Origin of the sequence: Rhizobium sp. AC44/96 (assembly GCF_001692185.1) — a bacterium.
Lineage (GTDB): Bacteria > Pseudomonadota > Alphaproteobacteria > Rhizobiales > Rhizobiaceae > Rhizobium.
Window position 1 is genome coordinate 183,812 of sequence record NZ_LXKO01000037.1, and the last position, 12,061, is coordinate 195,872.

Genomic DNA, 12,061 nt, shown 5'->3' on the forward strand with positions numbered 1-12,061 from the left:
AAGCACACCATCCTCCCAATGTTTTGTTGGGGGGCAAGATGGATACATCATCGTGGAGTGGCCTGTTCGTCAGCCTGGTGGGCACGCCCGAGGCTATTTTGTTCTACCTTTCCGGCATCAACTGGTACGCTCTGGGTATTGCGGTCCTGAGCCCGTTGCTGATGTTGTTTGCGCGACAGGAAATCAGGTTGAGGCGATTGCGCTCCATCCAGGACTTCCTGACCACATTCAAGCTGCCAGGAGTCAAGGGAACGACCCTCTCCACCGAGCCGCGCTCCGCTGATACGGTGCCGAACGCCGACCCGACCAACGACAACAGCACGACGAAAGCCGCGCCCGGCGCTGAAAATCAGCCCAATCCATCCTTCGAATACGTCAAGTCGAAGTACATTTCCGACCTCAGGCTCAGCGCAAAATATGACGATCAGCAGCGTTTGAAAGACGCCAAGACGGACGTCGACCGTATCAATATCTACATCGAGATAGCCTGCCGACCGTTCCAGAGCGCAAATGTTCGGCTTTATCTGGCCTCGCTGAGCTTCATGCTGGTGTCCTACTACGGCTTCAAGCTGTTCTTCACCGCGCTCGGATATGGGACCGGGGTCGAGTGCGTCCCGGCGACCGGATGCAATCTCACGCTATCGGAAACAATCGGCGCGTTCGCCTTCGTCGGCGCCTACGTCGCGGCACTGCGCATGTTGCTACGCTCGCTTGCCATCTTCGATCTCAACGCGTTCACCTTCCTGCGGCAGGCCGGCGAGATGGCTGCGACAGTGCTTGTGGTAATCCTGCTCTACAACGCATTTCCAACCATCACCGCGCCCGTCTCCCTTTCCGGCATCGTGAACGTACAACAGACGACCGGCACGGCCTCGCCGGAAACCGCTGGCGTCGAGCCTCAGGCGGCAGCGAAAGAAGCGCCGACAAACGACAGCACCGACGACGACAGGATTTCGAGCGTCTGGCTGGCGCTCGCGGTGCTGCTCGGTCTGCTGCCCCAAAGCTCCAGCAAGTTTCTCCTGCTGAAACTGCGGGCGTTCGTCCCCTGGGCAAAGATAGCCGACGACCGGTTTGCGGAGATCACCAAGACGGTCTCGCCTGACATTATCGACGGCATCGACTTCGAGACACGTTTCCGGCTCGAAGAATGCGGCATCTACGATGTTCAGAACCTCGCGACCTATAACCCGATCATGCTCTTCATCGAGACGCCCTTTGGTGTCTTCCAGTGCATCGATTGGGTGGCGCAGGCGCAGCTATGCCACATCCTCGGCCCTGAGAAATTCCTGACCTTCCGCGAACTGAACATCAGGACGATCTTTGACCTGGAGCGCGCCATCGAAAGCATGCAAGCCCCGGACGCATATGATGCGATGTGCGCGACGGTCTTGCTCGCCCCGACGCAGAACCTTCGGTCAATCACGGAAATCTCCGGCTTCAAGTTCTTCATCGGCCGGCCCGACGCTCCCAAGGCGGAAACCTTGGACCAGTATTTCGAGTGGCTGAACAGCCGCATCGCCGACAAGAACGGCACGACCGCCGCTATCGAGCATCTGATGTCCTGGATCGGTGACGATCTTCATGTGCGCCGACTGCGGCGGCTGTGGAACGACATTGCCGACAGTCTGGAACCGAACTCGGAATACCTGAAGGACTCCAAGCGCAATCCGGCCAATGCCATGAAACACGCCGCCGAATAGTTATCCGTACGGCAAACTATTTGCTTCCCTCCGCACGCAAAGGCTGATACTTATCCAATCAGATAAGTTTTGCCGAGGAGGACGTCGCGTGTCGCTTACTCTCTGTGGTCATCCGCTCGCATCCTTTTGCCACAAGGTCCTGATTGCGCTCTACGAGAACGGCACACCGTTCGACAATCTGATCGTTGACCTCGCCGACGAACGTTCGCGCGCCGAGTTCGTCCGTCTCTGGCCCGTCGGCAAGATGCCGATGCTTCGCGACACGGCGCGCAATCACATCATTCCGGAAACGACCATCATCATAGAATATCTGGATCGCCACCATCGCGGGCCTGTCCGGCTGCTGTCGGACGACGAGGATCAGGCGCTCCGGATCCGGCTGTGGGACCGCTTCTTCGATCTCTACGTCCAGACGCCGATGCAGAGGATCGTTGCCGACAAGCTGCGACCCGAGGGCTCGAGGGATCCATACGGTGTCGACGAGGCCCGCAGCGCATTGGTCATGGCCTATGACATGGTCGAAGAACAGCTGGCCGATCATGACTGGATCATCGGCGATAGCTTCACCATGGCGGACTGCGCCGCCGCACCCGCCCTCTTCTACGCCGAAACGCTCGTGCCATTCGGCGACGGTCGCCCGCGGCTGGAAGCCTACTACAACCGGCTCCTGTCGCGGCCGTCATTTGCAAGGGTGCTGGACGAGGCCCGCCCCTACTTCAAGTTCTACCCCTATGCCGACCGGATTCCCGCTCGTTTCCATGATCCCGAGATCGCCGAATGATGCAGGAACCAGCCGCCCTCGACCGCATGTTCCACGCACTCTCCGATCGCAGCCGCCGCGGCATGGTCGATCGGCTCGGACGCGGCCCGGCCTCGGTGTCGGAGCTGGCCGCTCCGCTTTCGATGGCGCTGCCCACCGTCATGAAGCATCTCGGCGTACTGGAAGACAGCGGGCTTGTGAGCTCGCAAAAGAACGGTCGCGTACGCACCTACCATCTCAGGGAAGACGCGCTCGGCAATGTCGAGCGCTGGCTCGCGGAGCGCCGGGCAAGTTGGAACAAGGCATTCGACCGGTTGGACCACTTCCTAGCAGACGAACCATCGGAGTAGGCAAAACATGAAAACGCATTCTGCCAGCCATACGACGTTGACGATCGAGCGCACACTTCGCGCTCCCCGGGCCCGCGCGTTTCGCGCCTGGGCAAATCCCGAGGCAAAACGCCAGTGGTTCGCCTGTCATGACGAGTGGGTACCGCTCGATTACAGCCTGGACTTCCGGATCGGCGGCACCGAGCAAAACCGCGTCGCAGACAGCAGCGGCATCGTTCACGCCTATTCAGCCATCTATCTCGACATCGTCCAGGATGCGCGCATCATCTACGCCTACGACATGAAACTTGGCGATGCGACGATCTCCGCATCGCTCGCCACCGTGGCGTTTGAGACCACATCGGCAGGAACGAAGATGATGTTCACCGAACAGGTCGTGTTTCTCGACGGCTATGCCGACAACAGTTCCCGACTACAGGGAACCGAAATCCTGCTCGATCGCGTACAAGCCTTCGTCGAACGTGAGACGAGCATCGTCCACTAGGCTCCGTCTGTCCCGAGAATGGCGGCAAGCAGCCTGCCTTCAAGTTCGGCCAGCGCCGGATTGCCGTGGCGGCGCGGATGCGGATAGGGGATCGCCAGATCGAGAGCGACGCGTCCCTCGTCGAGCACGATTACGCGGTCGGCCAGATGCACCGCTTCGCTGACGTCGTGGGTGACCAGAACCGCGGTGAAGCCCAGTTCCCGCCAGACGCGGTTCAGCAGCTCCTGCATGCTGATCCGGGTCAGTGCGTCGAGCGCGCCGAGCGGCTCGTCGAGCGCAAGCACGCCCGGCTTGCTCACGAGAGCCCGCGCCAGCGCCACGCGCTGCCGCTGGCCGCCGGAAAGCCGCGCCGGCCACTCGTTACTCTTCTCCGCGAGCTGCACCTCGGCCAGCGCCGCCTCGGTCTCGCGGCTCGCCAGCCGCTTGTCCACCTTGTCGCCAAGGCCGACCGCGACATTCTCGGCAACACTGAGCCACGGCAACAGGCGCGGCTCCTGGAAGACGATCCGCGCATTGGCGTTGGCATCGCCACCATCGGCATTTTCGAAATGCAGTTCGCCGGCTGTCGGTTCGTCCAGCCCCATCAGGATACGCAGCAGCGTACTCTTGCCGCAGCCGCTCTTGCCGATGACAGCCACGAACTGGCCCGCCGGAATGTGGAGGTTGATGCCGCGCAGCACGCGGTTGCCGCCGAAGCTCTTCTCGAGCCCCTTCAGCGTGATTGATGCAGCCCCTTCAGCCGTCGAAACCGCCCGGTCGTGTTCATATTCAGGCTCGTCGACGGCACCTTGATAACGCTCATGCGCGATGAGGGTCATGGCGTCACTCCTATTTCTGGTAAACCGGGTTCCATTTCAGCGCACGGCGCTCAAGCGCACGGGCAACAACGTCGGCCAGCTTGCCAAGCACGGCGTAGATCACCAACGCGAGCACGACGACGTCGGTCATCATGAATTCACGCGCATTGTTCGCCATGTGACCGATACCCGACGAGGCAGCGATCGACTCCGAGACGATCAGCGTCAGCCACATGATGCCGAGCGCGTAGCGAAGGCCGACGAAGATCGAGGGCAAGGCACCAGGAAAGATCACCTTCCGGAACAGCGTCCAGCTGCCCATGCCGTACACCCGGCCCATCTCGATCAGATCGCGATCGACGTTGCGCACGCCATGATAGGTATTCAGGTAGACGGGAAAGAGCACGCCGAGCGACGTCAAAAACAGCTTCGATTCCTCGCCGATCCCGAACCAGAGGATAACCAGCGGGATCATCGCGAGGTGCGGAATGGTGCGCAGCATCTGCAATGTCGTGTCGGTCAGCTGCTCCGATACCTTCGAGACACCGTTGGCGATCCCGAGCAGGAAGCCGATTGCGCCGCCTACCAGCAATCCGCCGAATGCACGCGCGGCACTGACGAGAATATCGTGGGGCAGCTGCCCGGTGATGGTCGTTGCCCAGAAAGCGAGAGCGACGTCCACCGGTGACGGCATGATGCGTGACGAGATCCAGCCGGCGGAGGACGCAAGCTGCCAGACGGCGACGATCGCGACCGGCACCAGGTAGGGGAGAAGCGCCTCGGGTTTCGGCAGCGAGAGGCTAAGGCGCGCCCTACCCTCTGTACGTTCGGTCAACGCCCGTCCGATCGGCGTATCGAATGTCGACATGAAGTTTTCCTCGCTTATGCCCGATGCCGCGTCGTCGAAGACGCCAGTGGATTCATTTCCCAGTGCATTCATTCAACTGAACGCGCCGCCCGCTATCGACGGACGGCGCAGGGAAAGCGGATCAGGAGCCCGAAACCACCTTGAGGTTTCCGCCGTGGCTGCCGCCACCAAAGACCTGGCGTTTGCCGAAGTCGCTCTGGAAGCCGTGGCGCTGCTCCTCGCGAGTGATCCCCAGCTCCGGAAACAGCAGTTCGGCCACCCGGTAGGCTTCTTCGAGGTGCGGATAGCCCGAACCGATCACGGTATCGATGCCGACATCCTGGTATTCGCGCAGACGCGCCGCCACCGTCTTCGGCGACCCGACCAGTGCCGTGCCTGCGCCGGCACGAACCAGTCCGACACCCGCCCAGAGGTTCGGAGAAACCTCGAGTCTGTCGCGACGACCGCCATGGAGCGCTGCCATGCGCTTCTGTCCAACCGAGTCGGATTCATTGACGAAACGCTCCTGTGCTTCGCGGATCGTCTCATCGTCGAGCTTCGAAATGAGCCGGTCCGCCGCGGCCCAGGCTTCCTCGTCCGTCTCGCGCACGATGAAGTGCAGACGGATGCCGAAGCTGACGTCGCGGCCCTTCTGCGCAGCGGCGGCGCGTACCTTCTTCACCTTCTCGGCAACCTGTGCCGGCGGCTCGCCCCAGGTCAGATACTTGTCGACGCGGCCGACCGAGAAATCGATGCCGGCATCCGAGGAGCCACCGAAATAGAGCGGTGGCCGCGGATTCTGCACGGAGGGAAAGCCGAGGCGCGCGTTGGTCGCCTTGATATATTTGCCGTCATAGCTCGCCACACCCTTCTCGAGCAGTTCCTCGAACACCGTGAAGAACTCGTCGGCATGGGCATAGCGTTCGTCATGCGCCAGATGGATGCCGTCGCCGGCGAGCTCCGCGGGGCTGCCGCCCACGACGATGTTGAGCAACAGGCGGCCGTTGGAGATACGGTCGAGTGTCGTCGTCAGGCGCGCGTAATAGGCAGGCGACGCGGTGCCGGGACGGATGGCAACGAGGAAATTCAGCTTCTGCGTCTGGGCCGCCAGTGCCGCCGCTGTCACGAAGGACTCTTCGCAAGAGACACCCGTCGGCAACAACACGCCGGAATAGCCGAGGCGGTCCACCGCTTGGGCGATCTGCGTGAGATAGCCGATCTCAGGTGCGCGGTTCAGTTCGTCCGAACCGAGATATGCGCCGTCACCCGACGTTGGGATGAACCAGAGAAAGTTGATGGGATCGTGTTTGGCAGTCATTGGAGGTGATCCTCTTTACCGGAAAAATGAGTTCAGCTCGCCTTCGGACGCCAGACGATATCGCTGACGTTGAGCTGCTTCGGCACGACGCCGAGCTTGTAGAAGTCGTCGGCCAATGCCTGCTGGTAGGTCAGAGCCTGGTCGGGGAAGAGTGACACCTTGCCGAGATCGGCCTGGCTGCGCGTCAATGTCACGCGCGTGATATCGGCGGGAACGCCGGTGATCTCGGAAAGCGTCTTGACCGTCCCGTCCAGATCCGCCTGCGCCGCGGCGCCGACCTTCGCCAGTTCATCGATCACATCGGCGATGATCTCAGGATGGGCTGCCGTGAAAGTGCCATTGCCAAGGAAGTAGCCCCAATTGTCGAGCAACCCTTCCGACGTCGCCACCACCCGTGTCTGCGGGTCGGCCTCAGCGACCGCGAAGAAGGGATCCCATATCGCCCAGGCATCGATCGCGCCGTTCTTGAAGGCCGCGCCGGCATCCGGCGGCGGTAGGTCCACTTCAGTAATATCCGAGAGCGAAAGCCCTGCCTTGGCGAGCACCTTGAGCGCGAAGTTGTGAGCGCTCGAGCCGCGCTTGTAGGCGAGCTTCTTGCCCTTCAGATCCTCGATGGTCTGGATCGGCGAGTCCTTGTGGACCAGCAGTCCGTGAAATGCCGCCGGTCCGCGATAGGCGCCGACGTAAAGGAGGTTGCCACCTGCGGCCTGCGCGAAGAGCGGCGGTACGTCGCCGGTGACGCCAAAGTCGAGCGCGTCGGCACCAACGGCTTCGAGCAACGGCGGCCCGGAGGTGAACTCGTTCCATTCGACGCTGACACCCTTGGCTTCCAGACGCTTTTCCAGCGCGCCCGTACGCCGCGCCAGCGCCAGCACGCCGAACTTCTGCCAGCCGATACGCAGCGTCGTCTGCGCGGCACTGGCTGTCCGCACCTGCGGCAGGATCGTGCTTGCCGCTGCGGCACCGATGAGGCCTAGGGTCTGTCTGCGGGTGAACATCGTATATCCCTCTCGTGATGGCTGCTCTTCGTGTCAGCCTGTCGCTTCATGAGATAATAGTGACATAGACGACCAATTAGATCGACAATATCATTTTTCTATTCTATTCGCTTTGCAGGAATAAATTTCCCCGGTCCGCGGCATGCAGTTCGCTTTCATGCCGCGGAAAAAAAATGCCTCGATCGCGAGGACGTTCTCAGCTGGCCTTCGGACGCCAGACGATATCGCCCGTTTTCAGCTTTTTCGGCACAATACCGAGGCTGAAGAACTCGTCCGCCAGCGCCTGTTGGTAGGCCGCAGCCTCGTCGGTGATGGTCGAAACGCTGCCGAGATCAGCTCCCGGGCGTGTCAGCGACACACGGGTCACATCTGCGGGAACACCGGTAATTTCCGAGAGCTCCTTGACCGTATCGTCCAGCTTGCCCTGCGCCGACCGGCCCACCTTGGCAAGCTCGTCGATCACATCGACCACCACCGGCCCGTTCGCCTCCGTGAACTCGGCATTCGCCAGGAAGTAGCTGTAGGAATCCACGATGCCTTCCGCGGTCGACAGGATCCGCGTCTGCGGATCGGCTTCGACAATCGCGAGATAGGGATCCCAGATCGACCATGCGTCGATGCTGCCATTCTTGAATGCAGCGGCGGCATCTGGCGGCGACAGATCGACCGCCTCGACGTCATCGATGGCGAGGCCCGACTTGCGCAGGATCTTGACCGTGACGTTATGGGCGCTCGAGCCGCGTTTGAACGCGACCTTCTTGCCCTTCAGGTCCTCGACCGTCTTGATCGGCGAATCCTTGCGGACGACGATGGCAGACCCCGCGGGGCTGCCGCGATAGGTGCCGACATAATAGAGGTGGCCGCCGGCGGCCTGCGCGAACAGTGGCGGCACATCGCCTGTCGCGCCGAAATCGAGCGCGCCGGCTCCAAGGGCTTCGAGCAGCGGCGGACCGGAGGTGAAATCCGACCAGCTGACCGTGATCCCCTTGTCGACAAGCCGCTGTTCAAGCGCGCCGCGGCGCTTGGCGAGCGCCAGAACGCCGTTTTTTTGCCAGCCGATGCGAAATTCCGTGGCTGCTGCACGGGCCGGTCGCACGGCCGGTAGCAAAGCCGTTGCCGCGGCGGCACCGAAGAGCCCCAATGTCTGACGACGTGAAATCATGCCAATCCCCTTTGTTTCTGCGCCTTCTGATACGGATGAAGTGGCGCATTTCGCTTGTGGTGACTTGATACTGATCAAATCCATAAAATAGATCGACATTTTTATTTGTTATATTTGCTGCCGCTGAAATTTTCCCGACCCGATTTTGCCGATTCCGCGGAATTTTCTTCCAAGCCAACGATGCGACGACCCGCACGTGACGGCTTTTCGCCTGCCTTTCTTTCCGCTAAGCCTCGTTCACGACATTCATGAAAGGGATAAGACATGGCAAAAGTCGCATTCATCGGTCTCGGCGTGATGGGGTTCCCCATGGCGGGTCACCTGAAGGTGAAAGGCGGCCATGACGTCACGGTCTACAACCGCACCGCCGCCAAGGCGGACGACTGGGTCGCCAAGTTCGGCGGCAAGTCCGCCCCGACGCCGGCCGAAGCAGCCCGCGATGCAGACTTCGTCTTTACCTGCGTCGGTAATGACGATGATCTCCGCTCGGTGACATCGGGCGAAAATGGCGTACTGCAGACCATGAAGCCCGGTGCGATCCTGATCGACAACACCACTGCCAGCGCGGAAGTTGCCCGAGAACTCTACGCCGCAGCCAAGGAAAAGGGCGTCGGCTTCGTCGATGCTCCGGTTTCCGGTGGCCAGGCCGGCGCCGAAAACGGCGTCCTCACCGTCATGTGCGGCGGCGACGAAGCCACCTACGACACGGCAAAGCCGATCATCGACGCCTATGCCCGCATGGTGGGGCTGATGGGCGCGGCAGGTGCCGGACAGCTGACCAAGATGATCAACCAGATCTGCATCGCCGGCGTCGTTCAGGGCCTGGCCGAGGGCATCCATTTCGGCAAGCGCGCCGGCCTCGACATTGAAAAGGTGGTCGAGGTGATCTCCAAGGGTGCGGCAGGCTCCTGGCAGATGGAAAACCGCCACAAGACGATGAACGTCGGCAAGTACGACTTCGGCTTTGCCATCGACTGGATGCGCAAGGATCTCGGCATCGTTCTCAACGAGGCTCGCAGCAACGGCGCCAAGCTGCCTCTGACGGCCCTCGTCGACCAGTTCTATGGCGATGTCCAGGCCATGGGCGGCAACCGCTGGGATACGTCCTCCCTGCTTGCCCGCCTCGAAAAATGATCGGCCCCTCCTCCAGCGCAACCGAACTGATCGCGCATCTGCAATCGCTGCGCTCGCAGGAGAATATCGCCGGGATGGCCCGCTTCGGCATCGTCACAGATACCGCGCTTGGCCTTTCCAATCCCGACCTGCAACGCATCGCCCGCGCCGTGAAGAAAGATCATGCGCGGGCGCTCGAACTGTGGGCGAGCGACATCCGCGAGGCGCGCATGCTCGCGCTCTATACCGCCGAGCCGAAGAGCCTGACCGCCGGCCTCGCCCGCCAATGGGCCAGCGATTTCAAGTCATGGGAGATCGTCGACACGGCAGCCGATCTCTTCATCGAAGCGCGCCTTTTGCAACTGATCCCGGAATTCGCCGCGGATGACCGAGAGTTTGTCCGCCGAACCGCGTTTGCGATGATCGCATCGGCCGCCGTCCACATGAAGAAGGAACCGGACGAAACCCTGCTGGCCTGGCTGCCGCTGATCGAGGCCCATTCCACGGACCCTCGCAACTTCGTGCGAAAGGCGGTGAACTGGGCGCTGAGAAACATCGGAAAGCGCAATCGCCGCTGCCACGGCCCGGCGCTGGCGCTTGCCGAACAGCTGGCCGCGAGCAACGACAAGACCGCCCGATGGATCGGCAAGGATGCCGTCAGGGAACTGAAGAGCGACAAGATCCTGGCTCGCCTGAAAGGCTGAGCTCAGTCCTCGTTGGATTTCGCGTTGTCGAGGAGCATGTAGTCGAGCGGCAGTTGAGTCGAATATTTGATCTGCTCCATGGCGAAGGCCGAGGAGACGTCGCGGATTTCGATCTTGGCGATCATCCGCTTGTAGAAGGCGTCATAGGCGGCAATATCAGGAACGACGACGCGCAAGAGGTAATCGATGTCGCCGCTCATGCGGTAGAATTCGACAACCTCGGGAAACTCGGCCACCACCTCCGAAAAGCGGCGCAGCCACTCTATCGAATGCGTTGCCGTGCGGATCGATACGAACACCGTAACCTTGGTGTTGACCTTCTCGGGGTCCAGGATGGCCACTCGGCGCTTGATGACGCCGTCTTCTTCCATCTTCTGGATACGCCGCCAGCAGGGTGTGGTAGACAGACCGACCTTCTTGGCGAGATCAGCAACGGCCAAAGTCGAGTCTTCCTGCAAAAGACGCAGGATTTTGCGGTCGAGACGGTCCATCTACAAAAGCCCCTTCGAATTATTTTCCCTGTATAGCGCGATTCCGGCGGTGGAAAAGAATTTTGTTTCAGTTCACGAGCAATTTGATCCGCTCACGGAGCACCGGCAGCAACTCGTCCTCGAACCATGGATTGCGCTTGATCCAGCCGGAATTGCGCCAACTGGGATGCGGCAACGGCAAGAAGGCTGGAGAGCGATTGGCAAACAGCATTGTCCTCCACGCTCGCACCGTTTCCGTCACATTCTCGCGCCGTTCCGTACCCAGATGCCATGCCTGCGCGTATTGTCCGACGACCAAAACCAGCTCCACCTGCGGCATGGCCGAAATCACCCGCTGGCGCCAATGCGGCGCGCATTCACGCCGCGGCGGCAGGTCGCTGCCCTTGGCATCATACCCCGGAAAGCAGAACCCCATCGGCACGATCGTAAATCGGTCACGATCGTAGAACATCTCCCGGTCGACCTCCAGCCATTCGCGCAGTCGGTCGCCGGAGGCATCGTTGAACGGCATCCCGCTTTCGTGGACCCGAAGCCCCGGTGCCTGCCCGGCGATCAGCACCCTCGCCAGCGACGAGATCACCGCAACGGGTCGGGGCTCATGCGGCAATCGATGCTCGGACCCGCGAAGCGGAGCATCACGACAGATGCGACAGGCCGCGATTTCGGTGCGCAACGCTTCAAGTCCGTCAGGCTGTTCGTTTACCTCTACCATCCGAATAGCCTCGTATCGCGAGAGCCTGACGCCTCGCGCGCATGGTCGCGTACCGATCTCGGCATCTCGAAGGTGCCGGCCCACAGCCCGATCTTTTCGGCCCGCGCCTGCGCTTCCTCGCTGTGATAGGCGCCGTAGGAGACGGCCAGCCCCTTGCGCACCATCGCGCCATTGAGATCGACGCTACCGGCCCGACACACCACCAGCAGCCGCTGGAAACGGTCTCGCTCAGTCCCCGAACACTGCGTATCCTTGGCGGCGACCAACCCCTGCAGCGCCCGCTTGGCATCGACGCCGCATTGCCAGGTGGTCCCCGCGCGCTCGCAGGTCTGGCTAAGCTCCGGCGCATCGATCCCGTAGAGACGCATCCGCTCGCCACCGAGAGCAAGACTGTCGCCGTCGGCGGCATGAAAGGAACCTGCCTGCACGATTTCCGCCCTGTCGTTCAACTTCGCGGCGATCAGCCAGAGGAACGCCAGGATAGCCAGCGCCGTCACACCGTCGCGTATCGTCCGAAAGCCGCCCGTCACGCTTTCGCCTCCTTGAAAAACAAACCGTTGGCAAAGATGGCAAACATCTTCTTAAGAATTGGGGTCTAGGGTGTAGAAATCCGCGGATCAAGTTT

At 61.4% G+C, this 12,061-nt stretch carries 14 protein-coding genes; 6 read left to right on the forward strand and 8 right to left on the reverse strand.

Annotated elements, in window-relative coordinates; all coding sequences use genetic code 11:
• Positions 1-38: 38 nt before the first annotated feature.
• The 4 genes from A6U87_RS24660 (at position 39) to A6U87_RS24675 (ending at position 3,294) form a co-directional block, all read left to right on the forward strand.
• Positions 39-1,700, forward strand: a complete 1,662-nt coding sequence (locus A6U87_RS24660; protein WP_141684045.1) for a hypothetical protein — start codon at positions 39-41, stop codon at positions 1,698-1,700.
• 88 nt (positions 1,701-1,788) lie between these two features.
• Positions 1,789-2,481, forward strand: a complete 693-nt coding sequence (locus A6U87_RS24665; RefSeq protein ID WP_065693956.1) for a glutathione S-transferase family protein — start codon at positions 1,789-1,791, stop codon at positions 2,479-2,481.
• A complete protein-coding gene (locus A6U87_RS24670; protein ID WP_065693957.1) occupies positions 2,478-2,810 on the forward strand; it encodes a helix-turn-helix transcriptional regulator in 333 nt (110 codons plus the stop codon). Before A6U87_RS24665 ends, A6U87_RS24670 begins: the two co-directional genes overlap by 4 nt.
• Before the next feature lie 7 nt (positions 2,811-2,817).
• A complete protein-coding gene (locus A6U87_RS24675) occupies positions 2,818-3,294 on the forward strand; it encodes an SRPBCC family protein (protein WP_065693958.1) in 477 nt (158 codons plus the stop codon).
• Here the strand turns inward: A6U87_RS24675 and A6U87_RS24680 are convergent.
• The 5 genes from A6U87_RS24680 to A6U87_RS24700 form a co-directional block, all read right to left on the reverse strand.
• Positions 3,291-4,112, reverse strand: coding sequence for an ATP-binding cassette domain-containing protein (locus A6U87_RS24680; protein ID WP_065693959.1), 822 nt, complete (start codon positions 4,110-4,112; stop codon positions 3,291-3,293). The two genes, A6U87_RS24675 and A6U87_RS24680, sit on opposite strands and share 4 nt — an antisense overlap.
• 10 nt (positions 4,113-4,122) lie before the next feature.
• Positions 4,123-4,959 carry an ABC transporter permease subunit gene (locus tag A6U87_RS24685; protein ID WP_065694100.1) on the reverse strand — a complete coding sequence of 279 codons (837 nt, stop codon included), beginning with the start codon at positions 4,957-4,959 and terminating at the stop codon, positions 4,123-4,125.
• A gap of 121 nt (positions 4,960-5,080) precedes the next feature.
• On the reverse strand, positions 5,081-6,256 hold the full coding sequence (gene ssuD, locus A6U87_RS24690) for an FMNH2-dependent alkanesulfonate monooxygenase (protein WP_065693960.1): 1,176 nt from the start codon (positions 6,254-6,256) through the stop codon (positions 5,081-5,083).
• Between the two features lie 32 nt (positions 6,257-6,288).
• Positions 6,289-7,254, reverse strand: coding sequence for an aliphatic sulfonate ABC transporter substrate-binding protein (locus A6U87_RS24695; RefSeq protein WP_065693961.1), 966 nt, complete (start codon positions 7,252-7,254; stop codon positions 6,289-6,291).
• A gap of 196 nt (positions 7,255-7,450) precedes the next feature.
• Entirely contained in the window at positions 7,451-8,416 is a 966-nt protein-coding gene (locus tag A6U87_RS24700) for an aliphatic sulfonate ABC transporter substrate-binding protein (protein WP_065694101.1), read from the reverse strand.
• Between the two features lie 264 nt (positions 8,417-8,680).
• Here A6U87_RS24700 and A6U87_RS24705 point away from each other — a divergent pair, with 264 nt between their 5' ends.
• Both A6U87_RS24705 and A6U87_RS24710 read left to right on the forward strand, forming a co-directional pair.
• Positions 8,681-9,550: an NAD(P)-dependent oxidoreductase gene (locus A6U87_RS24705; protein ID WP_065693962.1), complete on the forward strand. Its 870-nt coding sequence runs from the start codon at positions 8,681-8,683 to the stop codon at positions 9,548-9,550.
• Positions 9,547-10,233: a DNA alkylation repair protein gene (locus A6U87_RS24710; RefSeq protein WP_065693963.1), complete on the forward strand. Its 687-nt coding sequence runs from the start codon at positions 9,547-9,549 to the stop codon at positions 10,231-10,233. The genes A6U87_RS24705 and A6U87_RS24710 overlap by 4 nt, the downstream gene beginning before the upstream one ends.
• Positions 10,234-10,235: 2 nt before the next feature.
• On the opposite strand, the gene A6U87_RS24715 is transcribed toward A6U87_RS24710, so the two are convergent.
• From A6U87_RS24715 to A6U87_RS24725, 3 genes are all read right to left on the reverse strand, one after another.
• Positions 10,236-10,724 carry an Lrp/AsnC family transcriptional regulator gene (locus A6U87_RS24715; RefSeq protein WP_065693964.1) on the reverse strand — a complete coding sequence of 163 codons (489 nt, stop codon included), beginning with the start codon at positions 10,722-10,724 and terminating at the stop codon, positions 10,236-10,238.
• Between the two features lie 67 nt (positions 10,725-10,791).
• Positions 10,792-11,436, reverse strand: a complete 645-nt coding sequence (locus tag A6U87_RS24720) for a uracil-DNA glycosylase family protein (RefSeq protein ID WP_065693965.1) — start codon at positions 11,434-11,436, stop codon at positions 10,792-10,794.
• Positions 11,430-11,966, reverse strand: coding sequence for a thermonuclease family protein (locus A6U87_RS24725; RefSeq protein ID WP_065693966.1), 537 nt, complete (start codon positions 11,964-11,966; stop codon positions 11,430-11,432). The genes A6U87_RS24720 and A6U87_RS24725 overlap by 7 nt, the downstream gene beginning before the upstream one ends.
• Between the last annotated feature and the right edge of the window lie 95 nt (positions 11,967-12,061).